13 protein-coding genes are annotated in these 19,854 nt (G+C 67.1%); 12 read left to right on the forward strand and 1 reads right to left on the reverse strand.

Annotated features, from left to right (window positions below; genetic code table 11):
- Positions 1–166 precede the first annotated feature (166 nt).
- The 8 genes from rnr to alr all read left to right on the forward strand — a co-directional run bounded on the left by rnr (position 167) and on the right by alr (position 8,392).
- Entirely contained in the window at positions 167–2,686 is a 2,520-nt protein-coding gene (gene rnr, locus OH686_RS15525; protein ID WP_289533737.1) for a ribonuclease R, read from the forward strand.
- Positions 2,683–3,438 carry a 23S rRNA (guanosine(2251)-2'-O)-methyltransferase RlmB gene (gene rlmB, locus OH686_RS15530; RefSeq protein WP_137970822.1) on the forward strand — a complete coding sequence of 252 codons (756 nt, stop codon included), beginning with the start codon at positions 2,683–2,685 and terminating at the stop codon, positions 3,436–3,438. Before rnr ends, rlmB begins: the two co-directional genes overlap by 4 nt.
- Positions 3,439–3,612: 174 nt before the next feature.
- A complete protein-coding gene (gene rpsF, locus OH686_RS15535; protein WP_279869213.1) occupies positions 3,613–4,026 on the forward strand; it encodes a 30S ribosomal protein S6 in 414 nt (137 codons plus the stop codon).
- Positions 4,027–4,054: 28 nt separating this feature from the next.
- Complete coding sequence (gene rpsR / locus OH686_RS15540) at positions 4,055–4,285, forward strand: 30S ribosomal protein S18 (protein WP_043310391.1); 231 nt, start codon at positions 4,055–4,057, stop codon at positions 4,283–4,285.
- A gap of 37 nt (positions 4,286–4,322) precedes the next feature.
- A complete protein-coding gene (locus OH686_RS15545; RefSeq protein ID WP_137970824.1) occupies positions 4,323–5,216 on the forward strand; it encodes a YybS family protein in 894 nt (297 codons plus the stop codon).
- A 21-nt stretch (positions 5,217–5,237) separates the two neighbouring features.
- Positions 5,238–5,684, forward strand: a complete 447-nt coding sequence (gene rplI, locus OH686_RS15550) for a 50S ribosomal protein L9 (RefSeq protein ID WP_289533739.1) — start codon at positions 5,238–5,240, stop codon at positions 5,682–5,684.
- 153 nt (positions 5,685–5,837) lie between these two features.
- Positions 5,838–7,232 carry a replicative DNA helicase gene (gene dnaB / locus OH686_RS15555; RefSeq protein ID WP_289533740.1) on the forward strand — a complete coding sequence of 465 codons (1,395 nt, stop codon included), beginning with the start codon at positions 5,838–5,840 and terminating at the stop codon, positions 7,230–7,232.
- Positions 7,233–7,315: 83 nt separating this feature from the next.
- The gene (gene alr, locus OH686_RS15560) at positions 7,316–8,392 is read left to right on the forward strand and encodes an alanine racemase (RefSeq protein ID WP_289533741.1); all 1,077 of its coding nucleotides are present in this window, start codon (positions 7,316–7,318) and stop codon (positions 8,390–8,392) included.
- Between the two features lie 6 nt (positions 8,393–8,398).
- On the opposite strand, the gene OH686_RS15565 is transcribed toward alr, so the two are convergent.
- Positions 8,399–10,276: a diguanylate cyclase gene (locus tag OH686_RS15565; RefSeq protein WP_289538996.1), complete on the reverse strand. Its 1,878-nt coding sequence runs from the start codon at positions 10,274–10,276 to the stop codon at positions 8,399–8,401.
- 220 nt (positions 10,277–10,496) lie between these two features.
- Here OH686_RS15565 and OH686_RS15570 point away from each other — a divergent pair, with 220 nt between their 5' ends.
- From OH686_RS15570 to OH686_RS15585, 4 genes are all read left to right on the forward strand, one after another.
- Complete coding sequence (locus OH686_RS15570) at positions 10,497–12,809, forward strand: YgiQ family radical SAM protein (protein WP_289533742.1); 2,313 nt, start codon at positions 10,497–10,499, stop codon at positions 12,807–12,809.
- 273 nt (positions 12,810–13,082) lie between these two features.
- Complete coding sequence (locus OH686_RS15575) at positions 13,083–16,382, forward strand: transglutaminase family protein (RefSeq protein WP_289533745.1); 3,300 nt, start codon at positions 13,083–13,085, stop codon at positions 16,380–16,382.
- Positions 16,383–16,414: 32 nt separating this feature from the next.
- The gene (locus OH686_RS15580; RefSeq protein ID WP_289533746.1) at positions 16,415–18,907 is read left to right on the forward strand and encodes a circularly permuted type 2 ATP-grasp protein; all 2,493 of its coding nucleotides are present in this window, start codon (positions 16,415–16,417) and stop codon (positions 18,905–18,907) included.
- Entirely contained in the window at positions 18,904–19,818 is a 915-nt protein-coding gene (locus OH686_RS15585) for a transglutaminase family protein (protein ID WP_289533747.1), read from the forward strand. Before OH686_RS15580 ends, OH686_RS15585 begins: the two co-directional genes overlap by 4 nt.
- Positions 19,819–19,854 lie beyond the last annotated feature (36 nt).

The raw sequence follows: 19,854 nt of genomic DNA on the forward strand, positions 1-19,854 counted from the left end.
TGTTACAACGTCTCAGCAACGTTGTGGGCGCGAACTATACGGAGCAGGTTTTTGCTTGTAAACCCCTGACAGCGAAAAAATTATTGTGCTGACCCCCGATGCCGTTTCGCGCTTCAATAGGCATATGGCACACACATCTATATATGCGTAAAGGTGATTTCACTTAATGGCCGATTGGCAATCCCTCGATCCTGAGGCCGCCCGCGAGGCGGAAAAATACGAAAACCCCATCCCCAGCCGCGAGCTGATTCTGCAGCACCTAGCCGAGCGCGGTTCGCCCGCCGCCCGTGAAGAGCTGCTGGCCGAGCTGGGTCTGACCACCGAAGAGCAGGAAGAAGCCCTGCGTCGTCGTCTGCGCGCCATGGAGCGCGACGGTCAACTCATCTATACCCGTCGCGGCACCTATGCACCGGTGGACAAGCTCGATCTGATCTGCGGCCGCATCAGCGGTCACCGCGACGGCTTCGGCTTCCTGGTCCCGGACGACGGCAGCGACGACCTGTTCCTCAGCCCGGCGCAGATGCGCCTGGTGTTCGATGGCGACCGCGCACTGGCGCGGGTTTCCGGCCTCGATCGGCGTGGCCGCCGCGAAGGCGCCATCGTCGAGGTGATCGCCCGTGCCCACGAGAGCATCGTCGGTCGCTATTTCGAAGAGGCCGGCATCGGCTTCGTCGAGGCCGACAATCCGAAGATCCAGCAGGAAGTGCTGGTCACCCCGGGCCGCACCGGCGGCGCCAAGATCGGCCAGTTCGTCGAGATCAAGATCACCCACTGGCCCACGTCGCGCTTCCAGCCCCAGGGCGACATCGTCGAAGTGATCGGCAACTACATGGCGCCGGGCATGGAGATCGACGTGGCGCTGCGCAGCTACGACATTCCGCATGTCTGGCCGGATGCCGTCACTAAAGAGGCGCGCAAGCTCAAGCCTCAGGTGGAGGAGAAGGACAAGGAGAATCGCGTCGACCTGCGCCACCTGCCGTTCGTCACCATCGACGGCGAGGACGCCCGTGACTTCGACGACGCGGTCTACTGCGAGAAGAACAGCGGTCGCTGGAAGCTGTTCTCCGGCGGCTGGAAGCTCTATGTGGCCATCGCCGACGTGTCGCACTACGTCAAGGTTGGTGCGGCCCTGGATGAAGAGGCGCAGAAGCGCGGCAACTCGGTGTATTTCCCCGAGCGCGTGGTGCCGATGCTGCCGGAAGAGCTGTCCAACGGCCTGTGCTCGCTGAACCCGCATGTCGATCGCCTGGCCATGGTCTGCGAGATGAGCATGTCCAAGTCCGGCGAACTGGTCGACTACCAGTTCTACGAGGCGGTGATCCACTCCCATGCGCGCCTGACCTACAACAAGGTCAGCTACATGCTGGAGCAGCCAAAGAGCAGCGAAGGCAAGGCCCTGCGCGACGAATACAAGGAAGTCCTGCCGCACCTCAAGGAGCTCTACTCCCTGTACAAGGTGCTGCTGGCCGCTCGCCACGAGCGCGGCGCCATCGACTTCGAGACCCAGGAAACGCGCATCGTCTTCGGTAGCGGACGCAAGATCGCCGAGATCCGCCCGACCCAGCGCAACGACGCACACAAGCTGATCGAGGAATGCATGCTGGCGGCCAACGTGGCCACCGCGCGCTTCATGCTCGATCACGAAATTCCCTCGCTGTACCGCGTGCACGACGGCCCGCCGGCCGAGCGCGTGGAGAAGCTCAAGGCCTTCCTCGGTGAGCTGGGTCTGGCTCTGCACAAGGGCAAGCAGGGGCCGGTGCCGAAGGACTACCAGAAGCTGCTGGCCAGCATCCAAGGGCGCCCGGACTTCCACCTGATCCAAACCGTGATGCTGCGCTCCCTGAGCCAGGCGGTGTACAGCGCCGACAACAATGGCCACTTCGGCCTGAACTACGAGGCCTACACCCACTTCACCTCGCCGATCCGCCGTTACCCGGACCTGCTGGTGCACCGTGCGATTCGCAGCGTGATCCGCTCCAAGCGCGAGACCAAGCATGTGCAGCGCGCCGGTGCGGCGAGCATGCCCAAGGCCCGCATCTACCCGTACGACGAGGCGGCGCTGGAGAAACTCGGCGAGCAGTGCTCGATGACCGAACGCCGCGCCGACGAGGCGACGCGCGACGTGGTCAACTGGCTCAAGTGCGAGTTCATGCAGGATCGCGTCGGCGAGACCTTCGAGGGCGTAATCACCGCGGCGACCGGCTTCGGCATCTTCGTCGAGCTGAAAGACATCTACGTCGAAGGCCTGGTGCATGTCACCGCGCTGCCGGGCGACTACTACCACTTCGATCCGGTCCACCACCGCCTGTCCGGTGAGCGCAGCGGCCGCAGCTTCCGCCTCGGCGATAGCGTGGAAGTAAAGGTCATGCGCGTCGATCTGGACGAGCGCAAGATCGAGTTCGAGCTGAGCGAAGGCAAGGCCGACAAGGCGCCGTCCGGTCGCGGCCGTGCCGGTAGCGACGGGCGCAAGAAGCCTGCGCCCAAGTCCGCCGGCTTCGGCAATACCGACGTGCAGAAGAGCCGCGACGTGAAGAAGGCGCTGCTCGACGGCGCCAAGAAGAGCGGTGGCAAGGCGCCTGCGGGCAAGCCGGCTGGCAAGGCCGGCGGTCATCGCAAGGGTGCGCCCAAGGCGGATGCTCCGGCGGGCGGCAAGCCGGGTGCGAGTCGGCGTAAGGCGAAGCGATGAGCCAGCTGGAAAAAGTCTACGGCGTGCATGCCGTCGAGGCGTTGCTGCGCCACCACCCCAAGCGGGTCAAGCAGCTGTGGCTGGCCGAGAGCCGCCAGGACCCGCGGATGCGCAGCCTGCTGGAGCTGGCCGGCCAGCATCGCGTGGCGGTCGGCAACAAGGATCGCCAGGAGCTGGACGAGTGGGCCGAAGGCGTGCACCAGGGCGTGGTCGCCGAGGTCAGCCCCAGCCAGGTGTGGGGCGAGAACATGCTCGACGAGCTGCTCGAGCGCAGTGAAGGTCCGGCCCTGCTGCTGGTGCTGGACGGCGTGACCGATCCGCACAACCTCGGCGCCTGCCTGCGCACCGCCGACGCCGCCGGCGCCCAGGCGGTGATCGTGCCCAAGGACAAGTCGGCCACCCTCAATGCCACCGTGCGCAAGGTGGCCTGCGGTGCCGCCGAGGTGATCCCGCTGGTGGCGGTGACCAACCTGGCGCGTACCCTGGAAAAGCTGCAGAAGAAGGGCCTGTGGATCGTCGGTACCGCCGGCGAGGTGGATCAGGAGCTGTATCAGCTGGATATGACCGGGCCTACCGTGCTGGTCATGGGTGCCGAGGGCAAGGGCATGCGCCGCCTGACCCGCGAACACTGCGACTACCTGGTGAAGCTGCCCATGGGTGGTAGTGTCAGCAGCCTGAATGTCTCGGTCGCCACCGGCGTCTGCCTGTTCGAGGCGGTACGCCAGCGCCAGGCCGCCAAACCCAAGGTCTGAGCTGTTCAAATAATCGCCAATTCGCCTTGCGTGCGGCAGGGGGCTTCTCTAGAATGTCGCCCCTTGCCGTGACGGCAGGCGTGCATGCGCCTTCGCTTCGGCAAGTTCAAACGAGTCATTCACTCCTTGCCTGACCACCTTCTGTTGGCAGGCTACAACCCGTAAGGAGCATTCATGCGTCATTACGAAATCATCTTCCTGGTTCACCCGGACCAGAGCGAGCAAGTCGGCGGCATGGTCGAGCGTTACACCAAGCTGATCGAAGAAGACGGCGGCAAAATCCACCGTCTGGAAGATTGGGGCCGTCGTCAACTGGCCTACGCCATCAACAACGTTCACAAGGCTCACTACGTGATGCTGAACGTTGAGTGCAGCGGCAAGGCCCTGGCCGAGCTGGAAGACAACTTCCGCTACAACGACGCTGTGATCCGTAACCTGATCATCCGTCGCGACGAAGCCGTCACCGGCCAGTCCGAGATGCTCAAGGCCGAAGAAAACCGCAGCGAGCGCCGCGAGCGCCGTGAGCGCGTTGAAACCGAATCCGCCGAAGGCGAAGACGGTGACAACGGCGACAACGCTGACGAGTAATCCACGGATCTATTGAGGAGCCACATTCATGGCACGTTTCTTCCGTCGTCGTAAATTCTGCCGTTTCACCGCTGAAGGCGTGAAAGAGATCGACTTCAAAGATCTCAACACCCTGAAAGCCTACGTTTCCGAAACCGGCAAGATCGTTCCTAGCCGTATCACCGGTACCAAGGCCAAGTACCAGCGTCAGCTGGCCGTCGCTATCAAGCGCGCCCGCTACCTGGCCCTGCTGCCCTACACCGACAGCCACGGCCGTTGAGAGCAGATCGTCGACAAAGTTGTAAGGGATAAACCGCATGCGCGCCTTGGCTGAGTTCATCATGCGCGGCCGCATGCAGGCCACCCTGGTGGTGGTCGGATCGGCGGCAGTGCCGCTGTTGTTCTGGTTGAGTGCCGCCGCCAGCTGCCTGGTGCTGCTGCGGCGGGGGCCGAGAGATGCCATTGGCATCCTCGCCTGGGCATTGCTGCCGGCCCTGGGCTGGTGGCATTTCGGTGAGCCGCGCACCCTGCTGGTGCTGCTCGGTTCGCTGGGGCTGGCGCTGTTGTTACGCGCCGGTCACGCCTGGGCTCGAGTGGTGCTGGCAAGCATCGCCCTCGGTCTGGTGTATGGCGTGATTCTGGGGGCGGTGTTCCGCGAACCCATCGCGGCAATGGCGGGTGAGCTGTACAAGCTCATGCCGCAGATGCTCGATGGGGTCTACCAGCAGATGTCGGTAGAAGAGCGGACCCGCCTGGAGGCGCTGATCACCCCGGTGCTCACCGGTCTGATGGCTGCGTTACTGCAGATCGTCAGCCTGCTCTGCCTGATGCTCGGGCGGTACTGGCAGTCGATCTTGTACAACCCCGGCGGCTTCGGGCTCGAGTTTCGTGCCCTGCGCCTGCCGCCACCACTGGCCTTCGGCCTGTTGGCGGTCATGCTCCTGGCGCCCAATCTGGGTCTGGAGCTGGCCATGCTGACGCCGATGTGCAGCGTGCCACTGGCGTTTGCCGGGGTGGCCCTGCTGCATGGCCTGGCTGCCGCAGGGCGCCTGGCCAGGTTCTGGCTGGTGGGGCTGTATGTATCGCTGCTGCTGTTTATGCAGCTGGTTTATCCGTTACTGGTGGCCTTGGCCATCGTCGACAGTCTGATGGATTTTCGCGGTCGCCAAACGCGCAACAACGGCGCCGGCCCCGCGAACGGTGAAGGTTAAAAGTTAAGAGGTAAGACCCAAATGGAAGTTATCCTGCTGGAAAAAATCGCCAACCTGGGCAACCTGGGCGACAAGGTCAACGTCAAGGCCGGTTACGGCCGTAACTACCTGCTGCCGCAGGGCAAGGCTACCGCCGCTACCGCCGAGAACGTTGCTGCGTTCGAAGCTCGTCGCGCCGAGCTGGAAAAAGCCGCTGCCGAGAAGAAGGCTTCCGCCGAAGCTCGCGCTGCTCAGTTGGCCGAGCTGGAAGTCACCATCACTGCCGTGGCCGGTGACGAAGGCAAGCTGTTCGGTTCCATCGGTACCCACGACATCGCCGAAGCCCTGACCGCCTCTGGCGTTGCAGTGTCCAAGGCCGAAGTTCGTCTGCCGAACGGCACCATCCGCCAGGTCGGCGAGTTCGACGTAGCTGTGCACCTGCACACCGACGTGGAAGCCACCGTCAAGGTGATCGTGGTAGCTGCCTAAGGCAAGCGACCCAGCGGGCTTGCACGAAGGTGCGGGCCTGCAGACAATCGGGCACTCATCGCTTTGCGGTGCGTGCCCGTTGTTTTTTCTAGAGCCCTTGGCCAAGCCGCACGGTTTCGCCAAGGCCTCTGAGCGTATGGAATCACAGGTGCCATGAACGACATCAGCGTCCCCCAGCAGTACGACCTGGAAACCGCGGCCCTCAAGGTGCCGCCGCACTCCATCGAGGCCGAACAGGCCGTGCTGGGCGGCCTGATGCTCGACAACAATGCCTGGGAGCGGGTCTCCGACGCGGTGTCGGATGGCGACTTCTACCGGCATGACCACCGCCTGATCTTCCGCGCCGTGGTCACCCTGGCCGAGCGCAACTCGCCGTTCGACGTGGTGACCCTGTCCGAGCAGCTGGACAAGGAAGGCCACCTGAGCCAGGTCGGCGGCCTGGCCTACCTGGGCGAGCTGGCCAAGAACACGCCATCGGTGGCCAACATCAAGGCCTATGCGCAGATCATCCGCGAGCGCGCCACCCTGCGCCAGCTGATCGGCATCAGCAACGACATCGCCGATATGGCCTACGCGCCCCAGGGCAAGAGCGCCGTGGAGGTGCTGGACGAGGCCGAGCGGCAGATCTTCCAGATCGCCGAGGCGCGGCCCAAGGCCGGCGGCCCGGTGGGGATCAACGAGATCCTGGTCAAGACCATCGACCGCATCGACGAGCTGTTCAACACCAACGAAGGCCTGACCGGCATCTCCACCGGCTTCACCGACCTGGACGGCATGACCAGCGGCCTGCAGCCTGCCGACTTGGTGATCGTCGCCGGTCGTCCGTCCATGGGTAAGACCACCTTCGCCATGAACCTGGTGGAGAATGCCGTGCTGCGTACCGACAAGGTGGTGCTGGTGTTCTCCCTGGAGATGCCCAGCGACTCGATCGTGATGCGTATGCTCTCGTCCCTCGGCCGCATCGACCAGACCAAGGTGCGTTCCGGCAAGCTGGACGACGACGATTGGCCGCGCCTGACCTCGGCGGTCAACCTGCTCAATGAGCGCAAGCTGTTTATCGACGATACGGCGGGGATTTCACCGACCGAGATGCGCGCCCGCGCACGCCGCCTGGCCCGCGAGCACGGCGAGATCGCCATGATTATGGTCGACTACCTGCAACTGATGCGCATCCCGGGATCAAGCGGCGACAACCGTACCAACGAGATCTCCGAGATCTCGCGCTCGCTCAAGGCCCTGGCCAAGGAATTCAACTGCCCGGTGATCGCCCTGTCGCAGCTCAACCGCTCCCTGGAGCAGCGCCCCAACAAGCGCCCGGTCAACTCCGACCTGCGTGAATCGGGAGCGATCGAGCAGGACGCCGACATCATCATGTTCGTCTACCGCGACGAGGTGTATCACCCGGAGACCGAGTACAAGGGCGTGGCCGAGATCATCATCGGCAAGCAGCGTAACGGCCCCATCGGTACCTGCCGCCTGGCGTTCATCGGCAAGTACACGCGCTTCGACAACCTGGCGCCGGGGCTGTACAACTTCGAGGAAGATTGACCCTCCTCGGAGCTGATCCTGCTCAATGAAAACGGGCGCCCAGCGGTTAAGATGGGCGCCCGTTTTATTTCCGGAAGTCGTTCATGCGCCCCCTCGTCGCCACCATCGATCTGGCCGCCATTCGCCACAACTACGCCCTGGCCAAGCGCTGCGCGCCGGGTCGCCAGGCGTTTGCGGTGGTCAAGGCGAATGCCTACGGGCATGGCGTGCGCGAGGTGGTCAGCGCCCTGCATGACGAGGCCGACGGTTTCGCCGTGGCCAGCCTGGAGGAGGCCGCCGAGGTCCGCGCCATGCACGGCACCGCGCGCATCCTGCTGCTGGAGGGCTGCTTCGGCGTCGACGAGCTGCCGATGGCCGCCCATCTAGGGCTGGACCTGGTGCTGCAGGGCGTCGAGCAAATCGAGGCGCTGCTCGCCGCCAGCCTGTCGCGGCCCCTGAACATCTGGCTCAAGCTCGATTCCGGCATGCATCGCCTGGGCCTCTGCGCCGATGTCGTGCGCCAGCAGTTCCCACGCCTGCGCGCGGCAGCGCAGGTGGCCGAGCTGAACCTGCTCAGCCACTTCGCCTGTGCCGACGAGCGCGGCCACTCGCTGACCGAGGTGCAGCTCGAATGCTTCCTCGACCTGCTCGATCTGGATTTCGACCAGCGCAGCCTGGCCAATTCGGCCGCGCTGCTGATGATCCCGGCATCGCACATGGACTGGATCCGCCCCGGCATCATGCTCTACGGCGCCACGCCGTTCGCCGACCTGTCCGCCACTGAGCTGGGCCTGCAGCCGGTCATGAGCCTGAACGCCCAGCTGATCGCCGTGCGCGAGGTGGCCGTGGGTGAGAGCGTCGGCTATGGCGCCGGCTGGGTCGCCGGGCGTGCGTCGCGTATCGGCACGGTGAGTTGCGGCTATGCCGATGGCTACCCGCGTCATGCACCGAGCGGCACCCCGGTGCTGATCCGCGGGCACCGCGTGCCGCTGGCCGGGCGGGTGTCGATGGATATGCTCATGGTCGACCTGACCGACCTGCCCGAGGCGGTGGTAGGCGAAGCGGTGGAGCTGTGGGGCGCCGGTCTGGCGGTGGACGAGGTGGCCCAGGCCGCCGGCACCATCGGCTACGAGCTGCTGACCAAGGTCACCGCGCGCGTGCCGCGGCGCTACAAGGCCTGATCGAACTCAGCTCAGCCCGCTGGGCACCTTGAGCACGTCCAGCATCAGGCAGGTCTGCGGGCTCAGCTCGCCGTCGCAGCCCTGCAGCACGAAGCCCGAGCGGCCGCGCTGCTTGGCCCGGTACATGGCCTCGTCGGCCGACTTGTACAGGCCGGTGAACTGCAGCGCGTGCTGCGGATAGAGCGCGGCGCCGATGCTGATGGTCACCACCAGGCGGTTGGCGCCGTAGAGTACCGGCCGCGACAGCTCGGCGAGCAGGCGCGTCGCGATCTCCTGGGCGTGCTGTTGGGCATCCGGGCCGCACACTAGCACGGCGAACTCGTCGCCACCCAGGCGCGCCACCATGTCGTTGGCCCGCACGTGTTCGCGCAGGCGATGGCCGATGGTGCGTAGCATCAGGTCGCCGGCGTCGTGGCCATAGCGGTCGTTGATCGGCTTGAAGTGATCCAGGTCGACCAGCATCAGCGCCACCGATTCGCCGCGCCGCTGAGCATCGGCCAGCGCCACTTCGGCGCGCTCGATCAGGTAGCGGCGGTTCGGCAGCTCGGTCAGCGGGTCGTGGAAGGCGGCATGCTGCAGGCGCTGCTCGCGCTCGCACAGCTGCTGGTTGGCCTGGGCCAGCTCCACGGTGCGCAGGCGCACCGCTTCCTGCAGTTCGTCGGCGCTGGCCTGCATCTGCGCCAGGCGTGCGGTTTTCTCGCGGTCGGCCTGCAGCAGGGCCTCGGCCTTCTCCTGCTTGAGCGTCTGGATGCGGTAGGCCAGGGCGAAGGAGAACAGGATCGATTCAGCCGCTACCGCCAGCGGGAACACATAGGCGTTCCAGGTAGCCGGCTGCACCAGGCCGGTGGAGCGCATCAGCGCCAGGCTGATGCTGCCGAGGATCAGGCCGTAGCCGAACAGATAGAGCAGGGCGGGGAGGTAGCCCTGGCGCCAACGGATCATCGCCGAGCCGAGCGCCGCGGGAATGCTGGTCAGCGACAGCAGGGCGATCAGCCAGGCCGAGGCGCCGCGCAGGCCGAAGGCCTCCATGGCGATGGCGATCACGTAGCAGGCGCAGGCCAGGCTCAGCAGGTGGTGGGCCCAGCGCACATGGATGCGTGTCTGCAGCAGGGTCTGGGTGAAGCGGCAGGCGCAGAAGCCCCACAGCGAGGGCAGGGTGATGCGGTCCAGCCAGAACGGCACCGGCGCGTCCGGCCACAGGTATTGGAAGCCGTGGCCGCTCATGCTGACGATCAGCAGCAGGGCGCCGGCGGTGGTCAGCACGTACCAGAAGTAGGCGGTGTCGCGCAGGGTGAAGAAGATGAACAGGTTGTACAGCAGCAGGGCGGCGATGATCCCATAGATCAGGCCCAGGCCGAGGTTTTCCTGGCTGGCCAGGTGATTCAGGTCGTCCAGCTGCCAGACCCGCAGCGGGAAGGAGTTACCGGCCGGGTCGAAGCTGCGCAGGTAGAAGGTCTGCGGCGTCTCGCCCAGCTCCGGCAGCTGCAGCAGCGGGCGCCGGTAATCATGGTCGCGGCCCTCGGCGAAGCTGACCCGCTCGCCAACCTGGCGCTGGTTCCAGCCACCCTTGCCATCGGGCGTATACAGCTGCAGGTCGAGCTGGGTCACCGCGCCGATCTCCAGCCACCAGCGCGCCGGGGCGTCGGCGCCGCGCTGCAGCTCCAGCTTGATCCACCAGGGATTGGGGTTCTGCCCGACGCTGGCGCGGCCCTTGGCCGGCACGAAGCGCTGCTGCACGGCGGGGTCGGCCATGTCGGCGATGTCCAGTTGGCCGCCGACATCCTCCAGCAGCATGATCTGCCCGTTCAGCTGCTGCCCGCTGCTATTCGCCTGCAGCTGTACGGCGGCGTGCAGGCGCCCGCCGAGCAGGCTCAGGCACAACATCAATAGCAGCGCATGCGGGATCGAGCGTCGCACCGGGGGACTCCTTGTTCCGGGGGTCGGGCTGGCGTTTTGCAACCAGGCCCGAGTATAGCCATGGAAGTGACCGTGATCACAAATTGACAGCATGGCTGCGCGTGAGCAACTGAGCGTTCTGGTCGGATTCTGTATGTTTTTTGTGCTATATTCCGCGCCCCCGTGAAAGCCCGGTTGATCAAAAAACATGCAACTCGCCAAGCCGCTGTTCGACTATCCCAAGTACTGGGCCGAGTGCTTTGGTCCCGCACCCTTCCTGCCGATGAGCCGGGAAGAGATGGATCAGCTCGGCTGGGACAGCTGCGACATCATCATCGTCACCGGTGATGCCTACGTCGATCACCCGTCCTTCGGCATGGCCATCATCGGCCGCCTGCTCGAGTCCCAGGGCTTCCGCGTGGGCATCATCGCCCAGCCGAACTGGCGCTCGAAGGACGACTTCATGAAGCTCGGCCAGCCGAACCTGTTCTTCGGCGTGGCGGCGGGCAACATGGACTCGATGATCAACCGCTACACCGCGGACAAGAAGATCCGCTCGGATGACGCCTACACCCCCGGCGGCCTGGCCGGCGCCCGCCCGGATCGCGCCAGCCTGGTGTACAGCCAGCGCTGCAAGGAGGCCTACAGCCAGACCCCGGTGATCCTCGGCGGCATCGAGGCCTCGCTGCGCCGCATCGCCCACTACGACTACTGGCAGGACAAGGTGCGCCGCTCCATCCTGATGGACGCCACCGCCGACATCCTGCTGTATGGCAACGCCGAGCGCGCAGTGGTCGAGATCGCCCAGCGCCTGGCCTTCGGCGAGGCGGTCGAGAACATCACTGACGTGCGCGGCACCGCCTTCATCCGCCGCGACACCCCGGAGGGCTGGTACGAGGTGGACTCCACCCGCATCGACCGCCCGGGCAAGATCGACAAGATCATCAACCCCTACGTCAACACCCAGGACACCGCCGCCTGCGCCATCGAGCAGGAGAAGGGCCCTCAGGAAGATCCCAACGAGGCCAAGGTCGTCGAGCTGCTGCCCAGCCCGAAGATGACCCGTGCCAAGACGGTGATCCGCCTGCCGTCCTTCGAGAAGGTGCGCAACGACCCGGTGCTCTACGCCCACGCCAACCGCGTGCTGCACCTGGAGACCAACCCCGGCAACGCCCGCGCCCTGGTGCAGAAGCACGGCGAGGTGGATGTGTGGTTCAACCCGCCACCCATCCCGATGACCACCGAGGAAATGGACTACGTGTTCGGCATGCCCTATGCGCGCGTGCCGCACCCGGCCTATGGCAAGGCGAAGATCCCGGCCTACGAGATGATCCGCTTCTCGGTCAACATCATGCGTGGCTGCTTCGGCGGCTGCACCTTCTGCTCGATCACCGAGCACGAGGGCCGCATCATCCAGAACCGCTCGCACGAGTCGATCATCCGCGAGATCGAGGAGATGCGTGACAAGGTGCCGGGCTTCACCGGCGTGGTCTCCGACCTCGGCGGGCCGACCGCCAACATGTATCGCATCGCCTGCAAGAGCCCGGAAATCGAATCCGCCTGCCGCAAGCCGTCCTGCGTGTTCCCCGGCATCTGCCCGAACCTGAATACCGACCACAGCTCGCTGATCGAGCTGTACCGCAAGGCCCGCGCCCTGCCGGGCGTGAAGAAGATCCTGATCGCCTCCGGCCTGCGCTATGACCTCGCCGTGGAGTCGCCGGAGTACGTCAAGGAGCTGGTCACCCACCACGTCGGTGGCTACCTGAAAATCGCCCCGGAGCATACCGAGGAAGGCCCGCTGAATCAGATGATGAAGCCGGGCATCGGCAGCTACGACAAGTTCAAGCGCATGTTCGAGAAGTACTCGAAGGAAGCGGGCAAGGAGCAGTATCTGATCCCGTACTTTATCGCGGCGCACCCGGGCACCACCGACGAGGACATGATGAACCTCGCCCTGTGGCTCAAGCGCAACGACTTCCGCGCCGACCAGGTGCAGGCCTTCTACCCGTCGCCGATGGCGTCGGCCACGGCCATGTACCACTCGGGCAAGAACCCGCTGCGCAAGGTCACCTACAAGAGCGACGGCGTGACCATCGTCAAGAGCGAGCAGCAGCGCCGCCTGCACAAGGCCTTCCTGCGCTACCACGACCCCAAGGGCTGGCCGATGCTGCGCGAGGCGCTGGAACGCATGGGCCGCAGCGACCTGATCGGCAACGGCAAGCACCACCTGATCCCGACCTACCAGCCGCAGACCGACGAGTACCAGAGCGCCCGGCGCAAGAACTCGACCCCGGCCGGCAGCAAGAAGGTCGCCGGCAACGGCGGCGACAAGGGCAAGACGGTCGGCCGCATCCTCACCCAGCACACCGGCCTGCCACCGCGCGGCAGCGACGGCAGCAAGGCCTGGGACAAGCGCGAACAGGCCAAGGCCGCCGCCGAGGCCCGCCGTAAGGCGGAGAAATCCGGCGCCGGCAAGCCTGCCAGCAAGAAGCCGGGCAAGCGCCCGGTGGCCCCGCGCTAACGGCGCTTCGCCCCCTCTCCCTTTGGGAGAGGGTTGGGGTGAGGGCCGCCCTAGGCGGCTCAGCGTGGCCTGTAAGCCCCTCACCCTACGCGGGCCGCCCCGGCCCTCTCCCAGGGGAGCCTGGCGCCTTTTCTGTGCGCCGTCTCCTTCCGTCCGGCGCGCCTGCCCCCTTGTGGTGCCGGTCTGCCCCGCACAGCCCCCGAAACCGCGGAAAAGCCACTGGCATAACTCTTGCGCGGCCCAGGTATCGCCCTGGCTCGCAGGAGGCACGCCGTGTCGATCCATGTCGCACTGCAGCATGTCACGCATTACCGCTACGACCGCCCGATCAACCTCGGCCCGCAGGTCGTGCGCCTGCGCCCTGCGCCGCACAGCCGCACGCGCATCCTCTCCTATGCGCTACAGGTCGAGCCGGGCGAGCACTTCGTCAACTGGCAGCAGGACCCCCAGGGCAACTACCTGGCGCGCCTGGTGTTCCCGGAGAAGACAGAGCAGCTCAAGGTCACCGTCGACCTGGTCGCCGAGATGGCGGTGTTCAACCCCTTCGACTTCTTCCTCGAGCCGCATGCCGAGCGAATTCCCTTCGCCTACAGCGGCGCCGAGCAGCGCGAGCTGGCGTCTTACCTGGTGGCCAATCGCGGCGGTCCGCTGTTCGCCAAGTACCTGGCCGGCGTCGACCGTACGCCCACCCCCAGCGTCGACTTCCTGGTGGCGCTGAACCAGCGCCTGGCGGATGACATCCGCTACCTGATCCGCCTGGAGCCGGGCGTGCAGACGCCCGAGGAAACCCTGGAGCTGGCCTCCGGCTCGTGCCGCGACTCGGCCTGGCTGCTGGTGCAACTGCTGCGCCATCTGGGCCTGGCGGCGCGCTTTGTCTCCGGCTACCTGATCCAGCTCACCGCCGACGTCAAATCCCTCGACGGTCCCAGCGGCGCCGAGCAGGACTTCACCGACCTGCACGCCTGGTGCGAGGTGTACCTGCCCGGTGCCGGCTGGATCGGTCTCGATCCCACCTCCGGCCTGTTTGCCGGCGAGGGCCACGTGCCGCTGGCCTGCAGTCCCGAGCCGTCGGCGGCGGCGCCGATTTCCGGGGTGCTCGACGAATGCGAGTGCGAGTTCGACCACGACATGCGCGTCGAACGCATCTGGGAGGCGCCGCGGGTCACCAAGCCCTATAGCGAGGAGCAGTGGCAGGAGATCCTCGCCCTCGGCCGCCAGGTCGATGCCGAACTGGACTATGGCGACGTGCGCCTGACCATGGGCGGCGAGCCGACCTTCATCGCCCTCGACTACCCGGACGATGCCGAGTGGAACACCGCGGCCATGGGGCCGAACAAGCGCCGCCTGGCCGCCGAGCTGTTCCACCGCCTGCGTGAGCACTATGCGCCGCAGGCCCTGGTGCACTTCGGCCAGGGCAAGTGGTACCCGGGTGAGCAGTTGCCGCGCTGGTCGCTCAACTGCTTCTGGCGCAAGGACGGCCAGCCGATCTGGCAGGACCCGGCGCTGTACGCCGACGAGAGCCGCTACTACGGCGCCGATGCACGCCTGGCGGCGCGCTTCCTCGCCACGCTAGCCGGGCATCTGGGCCTGGACGCCGAGCATGTATTCCCGGCCTACGAGGACTGGCTCTATTACCTGTGGCGCGAACGTCGCCTGCCGGCCAACGTCAGCCCGGACGACGCGCGCCTGAGTGATCCGCTGGAGCGCGAGCGCCTGCGCAAGGTGTTCTGCCGCGGCTTGGGTGATGTGGTTGGCCATGTGCTGCCGCTGATGCGCAGCGCCGGTGACGACGCCTGGCTGACCGGCCCCTGGTTCCTGCGCGACGAACACTGCCGGCTGATCCCCGGCGACTCGCCGCTGGGCTATCGCCTGCCGCTGGACTCGCAGTCCTGGGTCGGCGAACTGGATTACCCCTACGTCTCGCCGCAGGACCCGCACCAGCAGTTCCAGCCGCTGCCCAGCCGGCAGAGCATCCAGCAGCAGTTGCGCACGCCGCTGCACCCGCAGCGGCGTGGCGAGGGCGAGACTGCCGCGGCGCCGGCGCCCTTCGAGTCGGCTTCCGGCGTGGTGCGCACCGCTCTGTGCGCTGAGCCGCGCGATGGCCGCCTGTACCTGTTCATGCCTCCCTTGAGCCGGTTGGAGGATTACCTGGAGCTGGTCGCCGCCATCGAGGCCACTGCCCGCGACCTGCGCTGCCCGGTGCTGCTGGAGGGCTACGAGCCGCCGGCCGACCCGCGCCTGACCCACTTCCGCGTCACCCCGGACCCGGGCGTGATCGAGGTGAACATCCACCCGGCCGCGACCTGGGACGAACTGGTCGAACGCACCGAGTTTCTCTACGAGGCCGCACGCCAGTGCCGGCTCTCCAGCGAGAAGTTCATGCTCGACGGCCGCCACACCGGCACCGGTGGTGGCAATCACTTCGTCCTCGGCGGCGCCACGCCCGGCGACTCGCCCTTCCTGCGTCGGCCGGACCTGCTGCGCAGCCTGATCGGCTACTGGCACAACCACCCCTCGCTGTCCTACCTGTTCAGCGGCCTGTTTATCGGCCCCACCTCGCAGGCGCCACGGGTTGACGAGGCGCGCAACGACGCGCTGTACGAGCTGGAGATCGCCTTCGCGCAGATGCCCGAACCGGGCCAGGATTGCCCGCCCTGGCTGGTCGACCGCCTGCTGCGCAACCTGCTGGTGGATGTCACCGGCAACACCCACCGCGCCGAGTTCTGTATCGACAAGCTGTACTCGCCGGACTCCAGCAGCGGCCGCCTCGGCCTGCTCGAGCTGCGCGCCTTCGAGATGCCGCCGCACGCGCGCATGAGCCTGGCCCAGCAGGTGCTGCTGCGCGCCCTGGTCGCGCGCTTCTGGAGCGAGCCCTATCGCCCGGCCCGGCTGGCGCGCTGGGGCACCGAACTGCACGATCGCTTCCTGCTGCCACACTTCATCGAGCAGGACTTCGCCGACGTGATCTTCGAGCTCAACGCCGCCGGCTATCCGCTGCGCGCCGAATGGTTCGCCCCACACCTGGAGTTCCGCTTCCCGCGCATCGGCGACTATGCGGTGAAGGGCATCGACCTGGAGCTGCGCCAGGCCCTGGAGCCCTGGCACGTGCTGGGCGAGGAGGGGGCAGTCGGTGGCACCGTGCGCTACGTGGATTCCTCGCTGGAGCGGGTGCAGGTGAAACTGAACGGCATGGCGCCGGACCGTTACCTGCTCACCTGCAACGGCGTGCCGGTGCCGCTGCGACCGACCGGCAAGGTCGGCGAGTTCGTCGGCGGAGTGCGCTACCGCGCCTGGCAGCCGGCCAGTTGCCTGCAACCGACCATCGGCGTGCACGCGCCGCTGGTGTTCGACCTGGTGGATACCTGGATGCAGCGTTCCCTGGGTGGCTGCCAATACCACGTGGCCCACCCTGGCGGGCGCAACTTTGAGGCCCTGCCGGTCAATGCCTACGCCGCCGAGAGCCGGCGCCTGGCGCGCTTCTTCCGCCACGGCCACAGTCCGGGCGAACTGACAGTGGTCGCTGCCATCAACAATAATGAACTGCCCATGACCCTGGACCTGCGCCGGAGCTGATGCCCGGCGCCAGGGCGCCTTGCGAGACTTGCATGCCTGATCTGCTTGCCGACTACCCGCGCGCCGACGCGGCCTACCACGAGCTGCTCGACGCCCAGGGCCAGGTGCGCCCGCACTGGCGCCGTCTGTTCGACCAGCTGCAGCGCAGCACCCCGGCCCAGCTGCAGCAGCGCCAGGCCTTGCTGGCGCGGCAGATCCAGGAAAACGGCGTGACCTACAACGTCTACGCCGATCCGGACGGCGCCGACCGCCCCTGGGAGCTGGACCTGCTGCCCAACCTGATTCCCGCTGAGGAGTGGCAGCAGATCGCCGCCGGTGTGGCCCAGCGCGCCGGCCTGCTCAACGCCGTCTTGGCTGACCTGTACGGCCCACAGCAGTTGCTCGCCGAAGGCCTGCTGCCGACCGAGCTGGTGTTCGGCCACGACAACTTCCTCTGGCCCTGCCAGGGCATCCGGCCGCCGGGCGGCACCTTCCTGCACCTGTATGCGGTGGACCTGGCGCGAGCGCCGGACGGCCGCTGGTGGGTCACCGCCGACCGCACCCAGGCGCCCTCCGGTGCCGGCTATGCGCTGGAGAACCGGCAGATCCTCTCGCGCGCCTTCCCCGAGCTGTACCGCGATCTGCGCGTGCAGTACCTGGCCGGCTTCTTCCGCACCCTGCAGGACACCCTGGCACGCCAGGCCCCGGCAGCCGGCGAGACGCCGCTGGTGGTGCTGCTCACGCCGGGGCGCTTCAACGAGAGCTATTTCGAGCACCTGTACCTGGCGCGCCAGCTTGGCTACCCGCTGGTGGAAGGCAGCGACCTGACCGTGCGCGATGCCAAGCTCTACCTCAAGACCCTGGCCGGCCTGCGCCGGGTGCATGCCGTGCTGCGCCGCCTGGACGACGACTATTGCGACCCGCTGGAGCTGCGCACCGACTCCGCCCTCGGCGTGCCCGGCCTGCTGGAGGCGGTGCGCCAAGGCAACGTGCTGGTGGCCAACGCCCTCGGCAGCGGCGTGCTGGAGTCGCCCGGGCTGCCTGGTTTCCTGCCGGCCATCGCGGAGAAGTGGCTGGGCGAGGAGCTGCTGCTGCCCTCCATCGCCAGCTGGTGGTGCGGCGAGGATCCGGTACTGGAAGAGGCGCTGGGCAAGCTCGACGAGCTGCTGGTACGGCCGAGCTTTCCCTCGCAGAGCTTCGTCGCCCAGTTCGGTCGCGACCTCGACGAGGCCCAGCGCGCCGCCCTGGCCGAGCGCATCCAGGCGCGCCCCTATGCCTACGTGGCGCAGGCGCGGGCCCAGCTGTCGCAGGCGCCGGTGTGGCTGGCCGAGGAGGGCGGCGTGGTGCCGCGCGCCATCGGCATGCGCGTGTACGCGGTGGCCAGCGCCGACGGCTACCGCGTGCTGCCCGGTGGTCTGACCCGCGTCGCCGCCGATGCCGACGCCGAGGTGGTATCGATGCAGCGCGGCGGCGCGAGCAAGGACACCTGGGTGCTCGGCGAGCGCCATCCCGGCGGCGAACCCTGGCAATGGCTGCGTCCGCTCGGCGTGGCCGACCTGGTACGCAGCGATCCCTACCTGCCGTCGCGGGTGGTGGAGAACCTGTTCTGGTTCGGCCGCTACGGCGAGCGTTGCGAAGACAGCGCGCGCCTGCTGCGCATCATGCTGGCCCGCTACGTCGACGATGACGACGACCCGCAGGCCCTGCAGGCCGCGCTGTCCCTGGGCGAGAGCCTCGGTCTGCTGCCGGATGCCGGCAGCGGCAGCCTGGAGCAGCGCCTGTTCGAGGCCCTGCTCGGCGCCGACTGGCCGACCAGCCTGCGCGCCAACCTGCAGCGCCTGCAGTGGGCCGCCGGCAGCGTGCGCGGCAAGCTGTCCCAGGCCAACTGGCAGGCGCTGGTCGAACTGCAGCGCGAGGCCCAGGGCCTGGAGCGCGAGGGCGCCGACTTCGGCGACCTGCTGGATTTCCTCAACCGCCTGCTGATGTCGCTGGCGGCCCTGGCCGGCTTCGCCCTCGACGACATGACCCGCGACGACGGCTGGCGCTTCCTCATGCTCGGCCGTTGCGTGGAGCGCCTGCAGTTCCTCTGCGAGAGCGTCGCCGGCTTCCTGCGCAGCCACGCGGTGCACGACCAGTCGGCGCTGGAGTGGCTGCTGGAACTGGGCAACAGCAGCATCACCTATCGCACCCGCTACCTGGCCAGCGCCCAGCTGATCCCGGTGCTCGACCTGCTCCTGCTCGACGAGCAGAACCCCCACGCCGTGCTGTTCCAGCTGCGGCAGCTGCTGCGCTCGCTGGAGCGTCTCGAGGAAGGCTTCGGCTTCGTCGCCGGCAATCGCCTGGGCGAGCTGGCCAGCAAGCTCGCCAGCTTCCGCCTGAGCAGCCTGGAGAGCCCGTTGTTCGGTACCTCCGGCGTGCGCGCGGTGCTCGGCGGCCTGGCCGACCTGCTGCTGCAGATCGGCGAGGCCTCCGGCGAGGTCTCCGACCAGCTGGCCCTGCGCTTCTTCGTGCACGTGGACGCCAGCCGCGGGACACTGTCGTCATGAAGCGCGCCCACTACCAGGTTCTGCACGACACCCACTACCGCTACTCGGCGCCGGTCTCCCTGGCCCAGCAGCTGGCCCACCTGTGGCCGCGCGATTGCACCCGGCAGCTGTGCCATGAACGACACCTGACCATTACTCCACAACCGACCCGGCGCCAGGACGGCCTCGACCTGTTCGGTAATCCGCTGACCCGCCTGGCCTTCGAACGGCCCCACGACGAGCTGCGGGTGATCGCCTGCCTGCGCGTCGAGGTGCTGGCCCGCGAGGGGCTGGCGCTGGAGGATTCGCCGGCCTGGGAGGAGGTGGCCGCCGCGCTGCGCTACTCCGGCCAGCCATTGTCCGCCGAGCTGCTGGAGGCGGCGCGCTACCGCTTCCAGTCGCCCTACGTGCACCTCAAGCAGGCCTTCGCCGCGTTCGGCGCCGACTGCTTCGCTCCTGGCCGGCCGCTGTTGCTGGCGGTGCGCGCACTGATGCAGAAGATCTTCAAGGAATTCACCTTCGATGCCGCCGCCACCCAGGTGGCGACCCCGCTGCTGCAGGTGCTGGAGGAGCGCCGCGGCGTGTGCCAGGACTTCGCCCACCTGATGCTCGCCTGCCTGCGTTCCCGGGGCCTGGCGGCGCGCTATGTCAGCGGCTACCTGCTGACCCAGCCGCCGCCCGGCCAGCCCCGGCTGATCGGCGCCGACGCCTCGCACGCCTGGGTCTCGGTGTACTGCCCGCGCCAGGGCTGGGTGGACTTCGACCCGACCAACAACCTGCTGCCGGCTCTGGAGCACATCACCCTCGGCTGGGGTCGCGACTTCGCCGACGTGTCGCCGCTGCGCGGAGTGATCCTCGGCGGCGGCAGCCACGATCCGGAGGTGCGGGTGACGGTGACGCCGCTGGAAGAGCCGCTGCCGGCGGTGGGGTGAGGCGCGCGAGATGCCTGTGCTCCCCTCTCCCGCTTG

Origin of the sequence: Pseudomonas sp. SO81 (assembly GCF_030374125.1) — a bacterium.
GTDB lineage: Bacteria > Pseudomonadota > Gammaproteobacteria > Pseudomonadales > Pseudomonadaceae > Aquipseudomonas.

What these genes read in the sequence shown, in the direction of transcription:
- rnr (WP_289533737.1), top strand. Translation starts at nt 167, where the DNA reads ATGGCCGATTGGCAATCCCTCGATCCTGAGGCCGCCCGCGAGGCGGAA.
- rlmB (WP_137970822.1), top strand. Translation starts at nt 2,683, where the DNA reads ATGAGCCAGCTGGAAAAAGTCTACGGCGTGCATGCCGTCGAGGCGTTG.
- rpsF (WP_279869213.1), top strand. Translation starts at nt 3,613, where the DNA reads ATGCGTCATTACGAAATCATCTTCCTGGTTCACCCGGACCAGAGCGAG.
- rpsR (WP_043310391.1), top strand. Translation starts at nt 4,055, where the DNA reads ATGGCACGTTTCTTCCGTCGTCGTAAATTCTGCCGTTTCACCGCTGAA.
- OH686_RS15545 (WP_137970824.1), top strand. Translation starts at nt 4,323, where the DNA reads ATGCGCGCCTTGGCTGAGTTCATCATGCGCGGCCGCATGCAGGCCACC.
- rplI (WP_289533739.1), top strand. Translation starts at nt 5,238, where the DNA reads ATGGAAGTTATCCTGCTGGAAAAAATCGCCAACCTGGGCAACCTGGGC.
- dnaB (WP_289533740.1), top strand. Translation starts at nt 5,838, where the DNA reads ATGAACGACATCAGCGTCCCCCAGCAGTACGACCTGGAAACCGCGGCC.
- alr (WP_289533741.1), top strand. Translation starts at nt 7,316, where the DNA reads ATGCGCCCCCTCGTCGCCACCATCGATCTGGCCGCCATTCGCCACAAC.
- OH686_RS15565 (WP_289538996.1), bottom strand. Translation starts at nt 10,276, where the DNA reads ATGTTGTGCCTGAGCCTGCTCGGCGGGCGCCTGCACGCCGCCGTACAG.
- OH686_RS15570 (WP_289533742.1), top strand. Translation starts at nt 10,497, where the DNA reads ATGCAACTCGCCAAGCCGCTGTTCGACTATCCCAAGTACTGGGCCGAG.
- OH686_RS15580 (WP_289533746.1), top strand. Translation starts at nt 16,415, where the DNA reads ATGCCTGATCTGCTTGCCGACTACCCGCGCGCCGACGCGGCCTACCAC.
- OH686_RS15585 (WP_289533747.1), top strand. Translation starts at nt 18,904, where the DNA reads ATGAAGCGCGCCCACTACCAGGTTCTGCACGACACCCACTACCGCTAC.